The sequence below is a fragment of the Bradyrhizobium sp. PUT101 genome (genome assembly GCF_052043945.1).
Classification (GTDB): Bacteria; Pseudomonadota; Alphaproteobacteria; order Rhizobiales; family Xanthobacteraceae; genus Bradyrhizobium.
The window spans coordinates 7,319,412-7,335,260 of sequence record NZ_CP197207.1; the positions used below are offsets into that span (position 1 = coordinate 7,319,412).

Here is a 15,849-nt window from a genome sequence, read left to right on the forward strand (position 1 = left end):
AGTGCGGTCCGCAGTTATGGTCGGCGTCGCCGGCCTCGCAACGCGTTTGGCTACGGTCCGGGATTCTACCGATCTCGGGTGGGCCCCGAGCCGGTGCTGAGTAGCTCCACGGCCAGACGGGTCTCCCGACGATCTTACCGCTGGAAGGGCGGAACCGCTCTCAGCTCCTGGGACTGAACAGGGTAGGCCGCTGCCGCGCAAATGTCTGTCGGCCGGCCTTGAAGCCCATCAGGACATCGGGTAGCTCGGCGACAGCGAAGCGGCTGTCTTGCGTATCGAGCACGATGAGGTCGGCGGGATTGCCGACCTTGATGCCGTAATCACCAAGGTTCATCAGCCGGGCCGGCAGTTCGGTCACGAGATCGAGGCAGGTGTCGAAATCGCTCACCGAGACGTGCGCGACATTGGCATAGAGATTTGCCATTCGCAGCAGCGAGGCGTCGCCGAACGGCGTGAAGGGATTGAGCACGTTGTTGGTCGCGACCGAGCACAGGACGCCGTCGCCCGCAAGCTTGTGGGCGAGTGTCAGTCCGCGCGGCGCGTTGTGGGTCGCCTCGCGCCCCATCAGATAGAGATCGGTCGCGGGTAGCACGGTGACGGCAACGCCGGCTCTTGCCAGCTGCGCGGTGGCGGCTTTGAGCGGCTCCGGCGGCAAAGCCGACAGCTTCGTAGCGTGGCCGATCGCCACGCGTCCCCCGTAGTTGCGCCGCTCGGTCTGGCGGCAGACCTCGTCGAGATGCCACCAGGAGGGGTCGAGATCGAAATCGAGATGGAGATCGACGTCGACGTCGAATTCCTCAGCGAGATCGAAGATGCGCGCGAGATGCGCGTTCGGGTCGGTGTCCATGTAGGGACAGCCGCCGATGGCTTCACCGCCCTCGCGGAGCGCCTTGATCAGCAGTTCCTCGGCTCCGGGATCGTTGGTCAGGCCCTCCTGCGGAAAGACACAGAGTTCGAGATCGATCGCCCAGGCGTAGTCGCGCTTGAGCGCCTTCACCGCCTCGAAACCGCGCAAGCCGATGCGCGGGTCAATCTCGACATGCGTGCGCATGCGCGTGGTGCCGTGCACGATGGCGCGTTCGAGCACTCTTGCGCCGCGCGCGTAGACGTCCTCGACGGTGAAATCCTTCTTCATCCCGGCGACGGCGCGGATTGCCTCGGAGACGCTGCCGTGATTGTGCCCGCAGCGGCCGAGCAGGCAGGCCTTGTCGAGATGGATGTGGGTATCGACAAAGCCGGGCAGGGCGAGGTGGCCGCCGATCTCGACCTCGACGGCCTCGCAGCCAAGCCCTTCGCAGGTCAGCTTCGGCTCGATCGCGGCGATGCGGCCGCCGTTCACGCCGATATCGACGGGTGCGGCGGATGAGCGCAACAGCGCGTTGCGGAAGATCAGGTCGAAGGCGGGCTCGGCGGTCATGGCGTCCAATTCAGCCTTGGCAACCTAGCCGAAGCTGGAGAAGCAGGCAGCTCCAGATTGTGTGCACTTAGGTCGCTCGAATGTTCAAAAAATGTGCATGCACTTTGAGCCATGGATCGTAAGATATCTCCCGCCTGGAGAACCCCCGCCATGTCCGCCCCCGCAAAAGCCGAACGCCCGATGACCGACGCCGAGATCGTCGAAGCCTATCTCACGGCGTCGATGATTCCCGATCCCGATGCCGCGGCGGTCCATATGAAGCCGGGCACGGTGATCACGTTTACCGGCGGCCGCGAGTTCGATCATCCGCGCGGGCCGACCGGATTCAACGCCAGGCGGTATCGCTGGGTGAAGAAAAAGATGGGCCGCTTTGATGTCTGCCCCGGCGCGGACGAGACCGTCGTCTACAGCGTCGGCACGCTCTACGGCGAATGGATGGACGGCACGCCATTCGAGGGCAATCGCTATGTCGATCGCTTCGTGGTGAAGGGCGGCCAGATCGTGAAGATGGACGTGTGGAACGACAGCGCCGAGCGCATCCTCGTTCAGCGCGGCATCGAGGCTTAGCCCCTCCGCGCGATTTTCGGCAGCTTGACGACGCGATCGCTCGTCACCTCGTCGGCATAGGGCGCGAGGATATCGAGCAGGTCCCGGCCGCGCTGCGGAGCGGGGGCCACCAATGCACGACTGGCCACGGAATCAAGGTGATGATGCATCAATTCCATCACCTTGGCCTCGTCGCCCTTGGCGAGCGCGGCGATGATGGCGCGGTGCTCGTTGATGGCACATTCGCTGGAATGCGGCCGGCTGTAGAGCGACAGCGTCAGGCAGCAGCGATAGGCGACCTCGCTGACATAGCGCACCAGGATCGGGCTGTTCGTCATGTGGGCGAGCAGGATGTGGAATTCGGTGGCGAGCCGGATCGAGACCGCATCCGGGCCGCCGCGCGCCCGATCCTCGGCGTCGACATGGGCGTTCAGCTCGGCGATCTGCGCCTTGGTCAGCCTGCCCGCGAGCTGGCGCACGACGAGCCGTTCGAGCTCGATGCGGATGTCGAATGCATCGCGCGCCTCCTGCCAGCTCGGCGTCGCCACCACCGCGATCCGGTTGCGGCGCAGCTCGACGAGGCCTTCCGCTGCGAGCTGGCCCAGCGCATGGCGGGCAATGGTGCGGCTGACGCCGAAACGCTCGCCGAGTGCATCCTCCGGCAGCTTTGCGCCGGGCTCCAGCGCCTGCTCGATGATCGCGCGCCTGAGCGCGCGGCAGATCACGCTGACCTTGTCCGACGATTCAGAAGTCTTGCTGCTGGGGCGCGCCGCCATCGGCGAATCCTTGGGATGGGTCGAAGCCTCTCTTTAGCACAGTCCTGCAGTGATCCGGCGCTCCAATTGCATGCAGTTTGATGTCCGGATTGCCTAAATCGAATCCGGCCGTTCGCCGGGGCATTTGGCAAATCATTGATTTCGCGGGGACGGCAGGCTGGCACCCAGCTTGCATGCACTTTGGCTGTGATGCGCATGCAACCGAACGCCCAGTTTGACGGCCAGCCCGTTCCCGAAGGCGCCGCCGCCACCGCCATCGAGCTGTCCGAGGCTTCCGTGACCTTCGGGCGCGGCGACCGCGCCGTGCCCGCCCTGTCGAAGACCACGCTGAAGATCGCCGACGGGGAGTTTGTCGCACTGGTGGGCCCATCAGGATGCGGCAAATCGACCATTCTGCGTCTCGTCAGCGGCCTCGTGCAGCCGACCAGCGGCGTCGTCATTGTGGGTGGCCGCGAAGTCGCGGCGCACGCGATGCGGGTCGGCATGGCCTTCCAGAATCCGACCATGCTGCCGTGGATGACGATCGAGCGGAACATCATGCTGCCGCTGAAGATCGTCGAGCCGTTCCGCTCGAACTTCCGGAAGCTGCGCAAGACCGAATTCCGCGACAAGGCCAACGCGCTGCTGGAGCAGGTCGGCCTCAAGGGCTTTGGCAGCCGTTACCCCTGGCAGCTCTCCGGCGGCATGCTCCAGCGCGCCAATCTCTGCCGCGCCCTGATCCACGAGCCGCGCATGCTACTGCTGGATGAGCCGTTCGGTGCGCTCGACCAGTTCACCCGCGAAGAGCTGTGGGCGATTCTCCAGAACCTCTGGATGACGCACAAGCCGACGGTGCTGCTGGTGACGCACGATCTACGCGAGGCGGGCTTCCTTGCCAGCCGCATCTGCGTGATGAGCGCGCGCCCTGGCCGCATCCTCGACGACAGCCGCGTCGAGTTTGCGCGCCCGCGCACCGTCGCCATGACCTTCGAGCCGGAATTCGTCGCGCTGAACCAGAAGCTGCGGACCTTCATCGAGGATGCACGCAGCGCGGCTGAGCAGGGGGCAGGCTGATGTTCGGGATCGATGTCAGGCAGAAGGCGTGGTCGGCGGGGCTGATCGTGTTGTTCTTCGTCGTCTGGGAGCTGTTCTGCCTGACGACGGGCATGTCGGATCTCGTGCTGCCGCGGCCTTCGCAGGTGTTCTTGACGTTGTTCCAGCGCTTCCCGGTGCTCTGGCCGCATATCGTGCAGACGCTGGCCACGACGATGCTCGGCTTCGTCCTCGGTGTCGCGCTCGGCGTCGCCCTCGGCGCGATCATCGGCGTGTCGAAGACGGCCTACGACACCTGCTACCCGCTCTTGATCGGCTTCTCCTCGATCCCCAAGGTCGCGGTGGTGCCGATCTTCGTGCTGTGGTTCGGCTCCGGCACGGTGCCGGCGGTGCTGACCGCGTTGTCGATCTGCTTCTTCCCGATCGTCGTGAACATCGCCACGGGCCTTGCGACCACCGAGCCCGAGCTCGAGGACGTCCTGAAGGCGCTCGGCGCCAGCAAGCTCGACATCCTCTGGAACGTCGGCCTGCCCAGGACCATGCCCTTCTTCTTCGCCTCGCTGAAGGTCGCGATCTCGTACGCCTTCGTCGGCGCGGTGCTGTCGGAGACCGTCGCCTCCAATCGCGGCATCGGCAACGTCATGATGACCGCGTCCTCCAATTTCAACGTGCCGCTGGTGTTTGCCGGCCTGTTCGTGCTCGCCGCGCTCGGCGTCGCACTCTACGTCGTGTTCTCGCTGATCGAGGGGCGGGTCACCGGCTGGGCCACGCGCAAGAACGACGTGATCGCAACCTGAAATTCCTGAACCGTCACGCAACGAAGCTGAGGAGGTCTCGATGTTGAGGAAATTAAGCGCGGCGCTGGTGGGATTGGCGCTGTCCGCAGGCGCCGCCACGGCGGCAGAAACCACGATCAAGTTCACGCTGGGCTGGAAGACCCAGGGCAGCGACGCCGCGTTCTTCTATGCCAAGGACAACGGCTTCTTCAAGGAGGAGGGCCTCAACGTCATCATCGACCAGGGCGAGGGCTCCGGCGCCACCGTCACGCGTGTGATGTCCGGCGCCTATGACGCCGGCTTCGGCGACGTCAACGCCATCATCCAGAATGCCTCGAGCAAGCCGCAGGAGGCGCCCGTCATGGTCTACATGATGTGGAACCAGCCGCCGTTCGCGATCGTCGCCAAGAAGACCAGCGGCATCAACACCATCAAGGATTTCGAAGGCCACACGCTCGGCGGCGCGCAGGGCACGCCGACGACGCGCCTCCTGCCGGTGTTCACGCGCAAGAACGGTCTCGACGGCGAGAAGATCAAGATCTCCAACATGGCGCCGAACCTACAGGAGCCCATGCTGATCAAGGGGGATATCGATGCAGCGCTCGTCTTCAACATCACCAGCTATTTCAACCTGGTGCTCAATCGCCAGGATCCGGACAAGGATTTCAAATGGTTCTCGTTCGGTGAGTACGGCCTCGACCTCTATTCCAACGGCGTGATGGTCTCCCGGAAGCTGATCGCCTCGAACCCGAAGGCGGTCGCGGGCCTGGTGCGTGCCATCAACAAGGGCGCGATCGCGGTTGCCAAGGACCAGAATGCCGGCATGAAGGCGGCGATGAACTACGACAACCTCATCAACGCCGATGTCGAGAAGCGCCGGCTGCAATATTCCTTCGAGAAGCTGATCGTCTCGCCGGAGATGAAGGAGATCGGCATCGGCGACATCAAGGACGACCGCATGACACGCGCCATCGGCATCGTGGTCGAGGGCTATCAGCTCGCCCGTGCGCCGACGCCCGCAGAGGTGTTTTCGCGCGAATTCCTGCCGCCACGCGCGGAGCGGGAGCTGGTGTATACTGCCAACTGATCTTTGGAGACGTCATGGCCACGGAGATTTCGGCAAGCTGCCTGTTTCGTGGCCCTGACCTCGGTGTCGGCGACAACGTCGTGCTGCGGCACGATGGCGGCATCATCACCGAAATCGCGGAAGGAGCGGGGCCGGGGCCTCGCTCCTTCGTCATCCCGGCCTTCGTCAACGCCCATGACCACGCCCGTGCCACCGCATCGTCCTTCGGCGCGGTCGGCATGCCCCTGGAAAGCTGGATCCTGCGTACCGCGCTGGGCACGCCAGTCGATCCCTATCTGAGCGCGGCCTCTGCGCTGGCGCGTTCCGCCAGGTCCGGCTGCGCGGCCATGATGGTGCACTACACGCGCCCGAGCGGGACGATGCCCTTGGTCGACGAGGCGAAAGCCATCGCGAAGGCCGCATCCGACGTCGGCATCCGCATCGCGTTTGCGATGGCCGTGCGCGACCAGAATCCGATCGTCTACGGTGATGCCGAGCCGGTGCTCTCGGGTCTCTCCAGGGACGACCGCGAGACCATCGAACGCCTCTTCGTCCGCGCGCCGATGCCGCCAAAGGCGTATATTGAACTCACGGACGCCATTGCCGGTGCCATCGCCAATCCGATGGTGGACGTGCAGCTCGGGCCTGCCGGCGTGCAATGGTGCTCGAAGCCGCTGCTGGAAGCGGTAGCGGAGAACTCGGCGCGGACCGGCCGCCGGATCCACATGCACCTGCTGGAGACCGTGTACCAGCGCGCCTGGGCCGATCAGAATTTTCCGGACATGGTGCGCTGGCTGCGCGACATTGGCTTCCTCTCCGAGCGGCTGACGCTGGCGCACTGCATCCACGCCCGCCCGGACGAGCTGGAGGTGATCGCGGGCTCCGGTACGCGCATCGTCACCAATTTCAGCTCGAACATGCATCTGCGCTCGGGGCTCGCTCCGATTGCCGCCGCGCACAAATGCGGCTGCGCCATCGCTGTCGGCGTCGACGGGCTGGCGCTGGACGAGGACGACGACATCCTGCGGGAAATGAGGCTGGTGCAGATGGCCCATGGCGGCCTCGGCTTCAAGCAGACGTGGACGCCGGCCGAGATGTTTTCGCTGGCCATCCGCAACGGGCGTCGCGCCACCGGCGCGCCCGGGAGCGGCGAGCTCGGTACCGGAAATCCCGCCGACTACGTCGTGATCGATCTCGACCGGCTCGACCGCGACCGGATCATGCCTGTCGACCCCATGGCGCTGCTGTTCGCGCGCGGCAATGCGTCCCTGGTGAAGGAGGTCGTCGTCGCCGGCAGGACGATCGTGAGGGACGGAGTCTGTTCCGGCGTTGATTTGCCGGCCATCGAGCAGGAGTTGCGAGCGCTGTATCGGACCGGTGCGGGCAAGCTCGCGAACTTCCAGCGGATGTGGCCACCTCTGTCGGACCGCTTGAGCGGCTGGTTCGAACAGCAGCTGACATGTCAGTGAAGCGCCTCCCGTTCGGGCCGTATCGAAAAGCGCGATAGCTGGTAGTCGCTGTCCCGTCTGGTCGACGCCGTATGTGTCGGTTATCACCTCCGCGATCTCGTCTCGACCCCGGTCGACGATCCCATCCAGGAGCAGCCGATGCGTCTACCCACCCTTATCCTGGCCCTGACATGTCTTGCGGGCGCAGCGTCAGCCGAAGACCTCACGGGCACGCTTCAGAAGGTCAAGGAGAGCAAGAAGATCACGCTGGGCTACCAGGAGGCCTCGGTCCCGTTCAGTTATCTGGACGGCAACCAGAAGCCGGTCGGCTTTGCCATGGACATCTGTTTCAAGATCGTCGAGGCCGTGAAGAAGCAGCTCGGCATGCCCGACATCGCCGTCGACACTCTCGCCGTGACCTCGTCGAACCGGATCCCCTTGATGGTCAACGGCACGCTCGATCTGCATTGCTCGGCGACCACCAACAATGCCGACCGCCAGAAGCAGGTCGCCTTCACCAACACGCATTTCCTGAGCGCGACGCGGTTCGCGGCGAAGAAGGCCGCCAAGATCAACACCATCGACGATCTCAAGGGCAAGGCGGTCACGGCGGTGGCGGGATCGGTCAACCTGACGCAGCTCGCCAAGGTCAACACCGAGCGCAATCTCGGCATCAATCTGATGCCGGCCAAGGACCAGGCCGAGGCCTTCCTGTTGCTGGAGACCGACCGCGCTCAGGCCTACGCGCTCGACGACGTGCAGCTTGCCGTCGCCATCGCGCGGTCGAAGGAGCCGCAAGCTTACATGATCAGCGAGGAGGCGTTCTCGAAGCCGGAACCGTATGGCATCATGTTGCGGCGGGAGGATACGCCGTTCAAGGCACTCGCCGACCGCGCCACAGCGGAGCTCTATGCAAGCCCGGAGATCGAGGTGCTCTACAAGAAGTGGCTGCAATCGCCGACCCCGCCGAACGGCCTCAATTACAACGTCCCGATGTCTCCTGCCTTGCGCAACGCCTTCAAGAAGCCGAGCTCGAGCGCCGATCCTGAAGTCTACGTGATGAACTGAGGCGGGGTCGCGCAATCGCACTGCGCATTGCTGTGCCCTCGTCCCTCATGTCCGCCGAAGCCTTGGCGAAGGCGGATGTGGGAGAGGGCAGCCCCGCTGGCTGATAAGAACGCACTCCGGTGAGGGGGATGTCTCCGCACTTGCCGTGCGGATGGATACCCCTCATCCGGCGCGCTACGCGCGACAGCTTCTCCCACAAGTGGAGAAGGAAAGAGGGCACTGCGCCTCTCGGCGAGTACTGCTCTAGGCGTTCGAATACTTCTTCAGTTCGAACCGCGCGATCTGGTTCCGGTGCACCTCGTCCGGTCCATCCGCAAGACGCAGCAACCGCGCCGTCGCGTACGCCTGCGTCAATCCAAAATCGTTCGAGGTCCCGCCGCCGCCATGCGCCTGGATCGCCCAGTCGACGATCTGGCAGGCCATGTTGGGCACGGCGACCTTGATCATGGCGATTTCGGCCTTCGCCACCTTGTTGCCGACCGTGTCCATCGCGTGGGCCGCATTCAGCGTCAGCAGCCGGGCCTGCTCGATCATGATGCGGGATTCCGCGATGCGCTCCTGCGTCACCGTCTGCTCCGAGACCGGCTTGCCGAAGGCGACCCGGCTGCGCACGCGGCGGCACATCTTCTCCAGCGTGCGTTCGGTCAGGCCGATCAGGCGCATGCAGTGATGGATGCGGCCAGGCCCGAGGCGCCCCTGTGCGATCTCGAAACCGCGGCCTTCGCCGAGCAGCATGTTCTCCCTGGGCACGCGTACATTGGTGAACACGACTTCGGAGGCGCGGTCGGGCACGCCGTAGAAGCCGAACACGGGCAGGGGACGTTTCACCTCGATGCCGGGCGTGTCCATCGGCACCAGGATCATGGATTGCTGCTTGTGGCGGTCGGGATTGTCAGGATCGGTCTTGCCCATGAAGATGCAGATCTTGCAGCGCGGGTCGGTCGCGTTGGTCGTGTACCATTTGCGGCCGTTGATGACGTAGTGATCGCCGTCAGGCACGATCGTGCTTTCGATGTTGGTCGCATCCGACGAGGCGACCGCCGGCTCGGTCATGGCGAAGCAGGAGCGGATCTCGCCTGCGAGCAGTGGCTTCAGCCAACGCTGCTTGTCCTTCTCGGTGCCGTAGCGCTCCAGCACCTCCATGTTGCCGGTGTCCGGCGCCGAGCAGTTGAACACCTCGGGCGCGAGGTGCGAGCGTCCCATCACCTCGCAGAGCGGGGCGTATTCGAGATTGGAAAGACCCGCGCCGTGGCTGGATTCCGGCAGGAACAGATTCCAGAGCCCCTCGGCGCGCGCCAGCGGCTTCAGCTCCTCGACGACGGGATAGACCTTCCACGGCCCGAGCTCCTCGGCCTCGCGATAGAAGCGCTCCTCGTTCGGATAGATGTGCCGGTCCATGAAGCTTTCGAGCTTGCGCTTGAGCTCGACGACTTTGGGCGACATCGGGTAGAGCATCTTTCGTCTCCTGGATCGAAGGGCGGCGCGGACTTCAGCGCGATCATGCGTCGCTTCACGCGGCGCGGTACTCCTTGAACTTCTCGCGCAGAGCGGACTTCAGCACCTTGCCCGTGCCGGTCATCGGGAATTCGTCCAGGAATTCCACCGCGTCCGGCATCCACCAGCTCGCGATCCTCGGACGCATGTGGTCGAGCAGCGTCTTGCCGTCGACGGTCGCGCCCTTCTTGCGGACGACGAGGAGCAGGGGACGCTCCTGCCATTTCTCGTGCGCGATCGCGACGACGGCAGCTTGCAGCACGTCGGGATGTGACAGCGCGATGTCCTCGAGTTGAATCGATGAGATCCACTCGCCGCCGGACTTGATCACGTCCTTGGAGCGGTCGGTCAGGGTGACGTGGCCTTGCGGGTCGATCACCGCCATGTCGCCGGTGATGAGCCAGCCGTCGCGGTCGAGGCCTTCCTCCAACTTCATGTAGCCCGAGGCGACCCAGGGGCCACGCGCGCGCAGATGCCCGACGGTCTTGCCGTCGCGCGGCAGCTCGTTGCCGGCGTCGTCGACGATGCGCAAGGAGGTGCCGAAACAGGCGCGCCCCGAGACTTGGCGTCGGTCGAATTTCTCCGTCTCGCTGAGGTGCTCCGAGCCGGGCCGCAAGCCCGGCATCGAGCAGCCCAAGGCCTCGGTCATGCCCCAGGCCTGGATATAGTCGATGCCATATTCGCGCTTCAGCTTCTCGACCATCGCGCGCGGCGGCGCCGAGCCGGACGATAGCGTTGCGCGCAGCGTGGAGAATTTGTTGCCGGTCCGTCCGAGCCAGTCGAGCAGGATCAGCCAGAAGCTCGGCACGCCCGCCGAGAGCGTCACCTTCTCGCCTTCGAGCAATTCATAGAGCTTGTCGGGCTCGTAGTTGCGGCCGGGCAGCACCAGTTTCGAGCCGGTATAGGGAGCCGTGAACGGCATGTTCCAGCCATTGCCGTGGAAGAGGGGCGCCATCGGCATCATCACCTCGCGCACGCCCTCGACATGGCCCGGCAGGAAGTCGAAATTGCAGCAGGTCATGGTCTGCAGGATCGCGGCGCGGTGCGAGTAGATCACGCCCTTGGGATTGCCAGTCGTGCCCGACGTGTAGCAGATGGTCGAGGCGGCCTTCTCGTCGAACTCCGGCCAGGCGAAGCCGGCCTCGTTCTCCTTCTCCAGAAGCTCTTCGTAACAATGGACGTTCGCGAGCTTCGTCTCGGGCATGCGCTCGCGCGAGGACATCACGACATAGGCCTCGATCGTCTTGAGCTGCGGCGCGATCGCCTCGACGAGCGGCAGCGTGGCGCGGTCGATGAACAACAGACGGTCTTCGGCATGGTTGATGATGTAGACGAGCTGTTCGGGAAACAGCCGCGGATTGATGGTGTGCAGCACGTAGCTCATGCCCGGCGCAGCGTAGAACATCTCGAAATGGCGATGGGTGTTCCAGGCCAGTGTGCCGACGCGGTCGCCGGGATTCATGCCGAGCCGCTTGAGCGCCAGTGCCATGCGCTTGATGCGGGGATGGGCGTCGGCATAGGTGTAGCGGTGGATGTCGCCCTCGATCTCGCGTGCGACGATTTCCGCTTCGCCGTGGTAGTCGGCGGCGTACTGGATCAGGCCGCTGATCAGAAGCGGCATATCCATCATCAATCCCTGCATGGTCTCCTCCAGATCGCCGCGTCGTTGCATGGCGCAGGCTTGTGATCTTGCGCGCGAGGTTAGCGGAACGCCGCGCGGCGTTCACGCAAAAAACAGCGAGCATGATTGCATGCGGCACTTTTTCAGAGCTAACGTGAAGTGAGCTGCCGGCGAAGCAGCGTTCGCGGTGGAGGAGATGAATGTCAGCGGAAAGACACAAGACCGGCACAACCGGCGCATCTACGGTCGATGTTTCCGCGCTCCGTGCCCGCTACCGCGACGAGCGCGACCGTCGTCTGCGCGCCGAGGGCAAGGCGCAGTATCTCGAAGTCACAGGCGAATTCGGCCGCTATCTCGACGACCCCTGGGCCGATCCCGGGTTTGCGCGCGCCGCCGTCAGCGAAGCGACCGAAGTGCTCATCGTTGGTGGCGGCTTCGGCGGTCTGTTGTGTGGTGCGCGGTTGCGCGACGCCGGCATCGAGGATTTTCGTATCGTGGAAAAGGCCGCCGACTTCGGCGGCACCTGGTACTGGAATCGTTATCCCGGCGCCGCCTGCGATACCGAGAGCTACATCTATCTGCCGCTCCTGGAAGAGACCGGCTACATGCCGGTGCGCAAATACGCGCGGGCGCCCGAGATCTACGAGCATTCGCGCCGCATCGGCCGTCATTTCGCGCTCTACGAGCGCGCGCTGTTTCAGACCGTCATCTCGCGGATGACATGGCAGCAGCAGGAGGCGCGCTGGCTGGTCGAGACCGATCGGGGCGATCGCATCCGCGCGCGCTTCGTCATTTTGGCCGGGGGGCCGCTGAGCCGCCCAAAGCTGCCGGGCATTCCCGGCATCGAGACGTTCAAAGGCCGCAGCTTTCATACCAGCCGCTGGGACTACGGCTACACCGGTGGCAATGCGGACGGTGGCCTGACCGGTCTCGCCGACAAGCGCGTCGGCATCATCGGCACTGGCGCCACCGCGGTGCAATGTGTGCCGCATCTCGGCCGTTCGGCGAAGGAGCTCTATGTGTTCCAGCGCACGCCGTCTGCGATCGGCGTTCGCGACGACCGTCCGACGGATCAGGCCTGGGCGCAGAGCCTCAAGCCAGGCTGGCAGCGCGAACGAATGGACAATTTTACGGCCGTGATTTCAGGCGAGCCGTTCGAACAGGATCTGGTGCAGGACGGTTGGACCGGCCTGCTCGGCGAGATCCTGCTGGCGCCGCGTCGTCAGCCCCAGCCGGTGACCTCGATGGACGAGGCGCTGAAGGTGATCGAGCAGGCCGACTACCGCAAGATGGAGGAGATCCGCGCCCGCGTCGACGCGATGGTCAAGGACGAGGCGACCGCGGCTGCGCTCAAGCCCTGGTACAAGGCGTTCTGCAAGCGGCCGTGCTTCCACGACGAATATCTCGACACCTTCAATCGCACCAACGTGCATCTCGTCGACACCGAAGGGCAGGGCGTCGAGCGCATCACGGAGAATGCCGTCGTCGTCGACGGCAAGGCCTACGAGCTCGACTGCCTGATCTATGCCAGCGGTTTTGAGGTCGGTACCGATTACGCGCGCCGCATGGGCTTCGAGGTCTACGGCCGCGATGGCATGAGCCTGTCCGAGCGGTGGCGTGACGGTGTCAAGACGCTGCACGGCTTCTACAGCCGCGGCTTCCCGAACTGCTTCCTAATCGTCACGGTGCAGGCCGGACAGAGCGCCAATTTTCCGCACATCATCGACGAGCAATCGCAGCACATCGCCTATGTCATCAAGGACGTCCGCGCGCGCAACGCGCGCACGCTCGAGCCGACGCTCGCCGCCGAGAACGCCTGGGTCGACGAGGTCGTCAGGGCCGCACTCGGCCGGCAGACCTATCTGGCCGAATGCACGCCGGGCTACTACAACAACGAAGGCGTGTTCGATCCGATCGCGGCAAGAAACAGCCAATATTGGCGCGGGCCGATGGCATTCCTGCGGCTGCTCGACAAATGGCGCAAGGAGGGCAATCTGGAAGGCCTCGAATTGTCCTATGATCCGGCCATGGAGTCGGCGCCTTCCACCGGTTAAGATTGCGCCGCCAAGCGGTACAGGACGGGAGATTGGGAATGATCAGGGGCAGGGCTGTTGTGGGAGCGGTTTTTGGCGCAATGACGCTGCTCGGTTGCCTGGCATCTTCCGTCGAGGCCGCGCAATGCGGCAGCTCGCCGGCGGGTTTCGAGGCCTGGAAGCGCGAGTTCAGCGCGGAGGCGCAGGGCAAGGGCATCGGCCCCACCGCACTCTCGGCGCTGATGCAGACGAACTATGCCGGCGCCACCATCGCGGCCGACCGCAGCCAGCGCAGCTTTTCGCTGACGCTCGACCAGTTCCTCGCCAAGCGCGGCGCCACCACCATCGTTGCCAAGGGACGGCAGCTCAAGCAGACGCATGCGGCCTTGTTCGCTTCGATCCAGCAGCGCTATGGCGTCCCGCCCGGACCCTTGATCGCGATCTGGGGCATGGAGACTGGCTTCGGAAGCCAGCGCGGCAATCAGAACATGCTGTCGTCGATCGCGACCCTTGCTTATGACTGCCGCCGGCCCGAATTCTTCACTGACCAGCTCTATGCAGCCTTGAAACTGATCGACCGGGGTACGCTGTCGGGATCAACTCGAGGCTCCATGCATGGCGAGGTCGGCCAGACCCAATTCATGCCCAAGAACATTCTGGCCTATGGCAGCGGCAATCTTGAAGTTGCTGCCAATGCGCTGAACTCGACCGCGAACTTCCTCAAAGCCCATGGTTGGCGCGCGGGAGCCGGATACCAGCCCGGCGAACCGAATTTCGCCGCGATCGAGGCTTGGAATGCCGCCGGCGTCTATCAGAAGGCAATCGCGCTGATGGGTCGGCAGATCGACGAGGGCGGGGCCGCGGCGGCTTCGCGCTAAAGCATGATCCGGAGGAGTGTGCAGCAGTTTTCCGAAAAGATCATGCTTAAACAAGAGCCTAGAGCGCGATGACAATCTCGTCTCGTTTTGGGCTGCTCAGCAAGGAGTGATGCGCCGGCGCGAGAAAGTTGTTGCCAACTGGAACTGACGGCACGACGTTTGCTTTGATCGAGTTCAGGGCTGGGCATGAGGAGACTCAACATGGCTACCCAGATCGTGATGGACCAAACTGGCGACACGCGCCACGAGTTTGATCCTGGCAATGCCGAAGCGCTGGCGCGAGCCGAACGGCGCTTTCGGGAGCTGACCGGAGCCGGCTTCACCGCCGCTCTTCGAACCGGGCCCGGCGAAGTTACCCGGATCCGATCATTCGATCCGACCGCGCAGGAAACGCTGTTCTATCCCCGCCTGGTCGGCGGTTGATCTGAGCTGCCTATGATCGCGGCAGTTTGGCTCCGCGCGCCGGCGCGTGCGCGTCTGCATGCGCTGCGCGAACTCTATCGCCGCTTCTTTGGCGAGAACACGCCGGATGCGCGCGGCCGCCGGCTTCTGGCCGAATGGCTGTCGCCGGCGCAGCGCGTTCAGTTCGAGCAGCACCGGTATTTCGACGTCGTCGGCTGCGACACCGGCAGAACCTATCGCATCCACTATGGCACGGCCGCTAATGTGCACGAGATCGACGGCGACGGGCGCGCGACGATGGGTTGGTGCTTCGTCCCGTCAGGCTTCCTGGTTCCTGGCGACGTGATGCTGGCGCAGAAGATCGCGCTCGAGACGGACGAGAAGGGAGCGCTTGCGCTCGCAAACCGGTTTCCGCCGGCCACGCATTCCGAGCATTTCTACCGTCGGCCCTTCTAGCGCCGGGAAGGCCGAGGCCGTCAGTATTGCGAGGAGCGGTAGGCGTCCAGCGCATGCGCCGCGAAGACGCCGATGCTGCAAAGGGCGAGCAGTGCTGAGATCAGCTCGATCATAGTTCGTCCTCCCGTGGCGGCTGGGCGACGAGGTTTTGGCAGCAGGAGTATTCGTAGATCAGGTCGAGGATGAATTGCATGGTGGCCGTCCCTGTACTTATTTTGACAACCACTTAACCGGCGATCTGTTTCAGGCGTGTTTCGTCGCATCGGGAAAGGGGTTTCGCGCGGAACCCTGCGCTGGTTTACGCGCTGCGGGCCCGCCATATCCCGTTATTGCCCAAGCCTTTTTAGCCGCCTCGTCGGGAGCGGCGCATCACACTGCGAGGTAAAATCATGGCGCAGGTCGAGTGGTTCGACGATCTCATCGTCGGAATGCGGTTCAAGTCGCCCGAAGTTCTGGTCACCGAGGCCGATATCAAGCGCTTCGCCGCCGAGTTCGATCCGCAGCCGATGCATCTCGACCACGAGGCCGCCAAGACGACCCTGTTCAAGGGGCTCGCCGCCTCAGGATGGCACACCGCCGCGATCGCCATGAACCTCGCAATCCAGACCCGCCCGTTCGGCCCGCATCCGCTGATTGGCGCCGGTGTCGACGGCCTGCGCTGGACGATGCCCGTGCGCCCCGACGACCGTCTGCATCTGGTCGGCGAGGTCATGAACCTGACGCCTTCCAAGTCGAAGCCGCAGGGTATCGCGCTGGTGAAATGGACCATGTACAACCAGAACGGCGAGGAGGTTTACACCTTTACTCCGATCGCAATCGTGCCGCGGCGGGGGTAG

General features: G+C 64.2%; 15 protein-coding genes. 11 read left to right on the forward strand and 4 right to left on the reverse strand.

Annotation, left to right across the window (positions count from 1 at the left end; all coding sequences use genetic code 11):
* Nucleotides 1–160: 160 nt before the first annotated feature.
* Nucleotides 161–1,417, reverse strand: a complete 1,257-nt coding sequence (locus tag ACSHT2_RS34635; RefSeq protein ID WP_440639604.1) for an amidohydrolase family protein — start codon at nucleotides 1,415–1,417, stop codon at nucleotides 161–163.
* A gap of 150 nt (nucleotides 1,418–1,567) precedes the next feature.
* On the opposite strand from ACSHT2_RS34635, the gene ACSHT2_RS34640 reads away from it, so the two are divergent.
* Nucleotides 1,568–1,984: a nuclear transport factor 2 family protein gene (locus tag ACSHT2_RS34640; protein ID WP_440639606.1), complete on the forward strand. Its 417-nt coding sequence runs from the start codon at nucleotides 1,568–1,570 to the stop codon at nucleotides 1,982–1,984.
* On the opposite strand, the gene ACSHT2_RS34645 is transcribed toward ACSHT2_RS34640, so the two are convergent.
* Nucleotides 1,981–2,739: a GntR family transcriptional regulator gene (locus tag ACSHT2_RS34645; RefSeq protein ID WP_440639607.1), complete on the reverse strand. Its 759-nt coding sequence runs from the start codon at nucleotides 2,737–2,739 to the stop codon at nucleotides 1,981–1,983. The two genes, ACSHT2_RS34640 and ACSHT2_RS34645, sit on opposite strands and share 4 nt — an antisense overlap.
* Before the next feature lie 195 nt (nucleotides 2,740–2,934).
* Here ACSHT2_RS34645 and ACSHT2_RS34650 point away from each other — a divergent pair, with 195 nt between their 5' ends.
* The 5 genes from ACSHT2_RS34650 to ACSHT2_RS34670 all read left to right on the forward strand — a co-directional run bounded on the left by ACSHT2_RS34650 (nucleotide 2,935) and on the right by ACSHT2_RS34670 (nucleotide 8,129).
* Nucleotides 2,935–3,792 carry an ABC transporter ATP-binding protein gene (locus ACSHT2_RS34650; protein WP_440639609.1) on the forward strand — a complete coding sequence of 286 codons (858 nt, stop codon included), beginning with the start codon at nucleotides 2,935–2,937 and terminating at the stop codon, nucleotides 3,790–3,792.
* Nucleotides 3,792–4,568, forward strand: coding sequence for an ABC transporter permease (locus tag ACSHT2_RS34655; RefSeq protein ID WP_440639610.1), 777 nt, complete (start codon nucleotides 3,792–3,794; stop codon nucleotides 4,566–4,568). Before ACSHT2_RS34650 ends, ACSHT2_RS34655 begins: the two co-directional genes overlap by 1 nt.
* Nucleotides 4,569–4,608: 40 nt before the next feature.
* Complete coding sequence (locus ACSHT2_RS34660) at nucleotides 4,609–5,634, forward strand: ABC transporter substrate-binding protein (protein WP_440639612.1); 1,026 nt, start codon at nucleotides 4,609–4,611, stop codon at nucleotides 5,632–5,634.
* Between the two features lie 14 nt (nucleotides 5,635–5,648).
* Nucleotides 5,649–7,082, forward strand: a complete 1,434-nt coding sequence (locus ACSHT2_RS34665) for an amidohydrolase family protein (protein WP_440639614.1) — start codon at nucleotides 5,649–5,651, stop codon at nucleotides 7,080–7,082.
* 138 nt (nucleotides 7,083–7,220) lie between these two features.
* Complete coding sequence (locus tag ACSHT2_RS34670; protein ID WP_440639616.1) at nucleotides 7,221–8,129, forward strand: amino acid ABC transporter substrate-binding protein; 909 nt, start codon at nucleotides 7,221–7,223, stop codon at nucleotides 8,127–8,129.
* A 243-nt stretch (nucleotides 8,130–8,372) separates the two neighbouring features.
* On the opposite strand, the gene ACSHT2_RS34675 is transcribed toward ACSHT2_RS34670, so the two are convergent.
* Entirely contained in the window at nucleotides 8,373–9,584 is a 1,212-nt protein-coding gene (locus tag ACSHT2_RS34675; RefSeq protein WP_440639617.1) for an acyl-CoA dehydrogenase family protein, read from the reverse strand.
* A 55-nt stretch (nucleotides 9,585–9,639) separates the two neighbouring features.
* Nucleotides 9,640–11,265, reverse strand: a complete 1,626-nt coding sequence (locus ACSHT2_RS34680) for a long-chain fatty acid--CoA ligase (RefSeq protein WP_440642999.1) — start codon at nucleotides 11,263–11,265, stop codon at nucleotides 9,640–9,642.
* A gap of 179 nt (nucleotides 11,266–11,444) precedes the next feature.
* Here ACSHT2_RS34680 and ACSHT2_RS34685 point away from each other — a divergent pair, with 179 nt between their 5' ends.
* The 5 genes from ACSHT2_RS34685 to ACSHT2_RS34705 all read left to right on the forward strand — a co-directional run bounded on the left by ACSHT2_RS34685 (nucleotide 11,445) and on the right by ACSHT2_RS34705 (nucleotide 15,849).
* Nucleotides 11,445–13,298 carry a flavin-containing monooxygenase gene (locus tag ACSHT2_RS34685; RefSeq protein ID WP_440639619.1) on the forward strand — a complete coding sequence of 618 codons (1,854 nt, stop codon included), beginning with the start codon at nucleotides 11,445–11,447 and terminating at the stop codon, nucleotides 13,296–13,298.
* A 38-nt stretch (nucleotides 13,299–13,336) separates the two neighbouring features.
* Nucleotides 13,337–14,155, forward strand: coding sequence for a lytic murein transglycosylase (locus tag ACSHT2_RS34690; protein WP_440639621.1), 819 nt, complete (start codon nucleotides 13,337–13,339; stop codon nucleotides 14,153–14,155).
* Between the two features lie 201 nt (nucleotides 14,156–14,356).
* A complete protein-coding gene (locus tag ACSHT2_RS34695; protein ID WP_007592399.1) occupies nucleotides 14,357–14,578 on the forward strand; it encodes a hypothetical protein in 222 nt (73 codons plus the stop codon).
* Nucleotides 14,579–14,590: 12 nt separating this feature from the next.
* Nucleotides 14,591–15,013 carry a hypothetical protein gene (locus tag ACSHT2_RS34700; protein ID WP_440639622.1) on the forward strand — a complete coding sequence of 141 codons (423 nt, stop codon included), beginning with the start codon at nucleotides 14,591–14,593 and terminating at the stop codon, nucleotides 15,011–15,013.
* Nucleotides 15,014–15,402: 389 nt separating this feature from the next.
* Nucleotides 15,403–15,849 (forward strand): MaoC family dehydratase, encoded by a 447-nt coding sequence (locus ACSHT2_RS34705; protein ID WP_440639623.1) that lies wholly within the window; start codon nucleotides 15,403–15,405, stop codon nucleotides 15,847–15,849.

Bases quoted from the DNA above. Each gene is read 5' to 3' on its own strand.
- ACSHT2_RS34635 (WP_440639604.1), bottom strand. From the start codon at position 1,417: ATGACCGCCGAGCCCGCCTTCGACCTGATCTTCCGCAACGCGCTGTTG.
- ACSHT2_RS34640 (WP_440639606.1), top strand. From the start codon at position 1,568: ATGTCCGCCCCCGCAAAAGCCGAACGCCCGATGACCGACGCCGAGATC.
- ACSHT2_RS34645 (WP_440639607.1), bottom strand. From the start codon at position 2,739: ATGGCGGCGCGCCCCAGCAGCAAGACTTCTGAATCGTCGGACAAGGTC.
- ACSHT2_RS34650 (WP_440639609.1), top strand. From the start codon at position 2,935: ATGCAACCGAACGCCCAGTTTGACGGCCAGCCCGTTCCCGAAGGCGCC.
- ACSHT2_RS34655 (WP_440639610.1), top strand. From the start codon at position 3,792: ATGTTCGGGATCGATGTCAGGCAGAAGGCGTGGTCGGCGGGGCTGATC.
- ACSHT2_RS34660 (WP_440639612.1), top strand. From the start codon at position 4,609: ATGTTGAGGAAATTAAGCGCGGCGCTGGTGGGATTGGCGCTGTCCGCA.
- ACSHT2_RS34665 (WP_440639614.1), top strand. From the start codon at position 5,649: ATGGCCACGGAGATTTCGGCAAGCTGCCTGTTTCGTGGCCCTGACCTC.
- ACSHT2_RS34670 (WP_440639616.1), top strand. From the start codon at position 7,221: ATGCGTCTACCCACCCTTATCCTGGCCCTGACATGTCTTGCGGGCGCA.
- ACSHT2_RS34675 (WP_440639617.1), bottom strand. From the start codon at position 9,584: ATGCTCTACCCGATGTCGCCCAAAGTCGTCGAGCTCAAGCGCAAGCTC.
- ACSHT2_RS34680 (WP_440642999.1), bottom strand. From the start codon at position 11,265: ATGCAGGGATTGATGATGGATATGCCGCTTCTGATCAGCGGCCTGATC.
- ACSHT2_RS34685 (WP_440639619.1), top strand. From the start codon at position 11,445: ATGTCAGCGGAAAGACACAAGACCGGCACAACCGGCGCATCTACGGTC.
- ACSHT2_RS34690 (WP_440639621.1), top strand. From the start codon at position 13,337: ATGATCAGGGGCAGGGCTGTTGTGGGAGCGGTTTTTGGCGCAATGACG.
- ACSHT2_RS34695 (WP_007592399.1), top strand. From the start codon at position 14,357: ATGGCTACCCAGATCGTGATGGACCAAACTGGCGACACGCGCCACGAG.
- ACSHT2_RS34700 (WP_440639622.1), top strand. From the start codon at position 14,591: ATGATCGCGGCAGTTTGGCTCCGCGCGCCGGCGCGTGCGCGTCTGCAT.
- ACSHT2_RS34705 (WP_440639623.1), top strand. From the start codon at position 15,403: ATGGCGCAGGTCGAGTGGTTCGACGATCTCATCGTCGGAATGCGGTTC.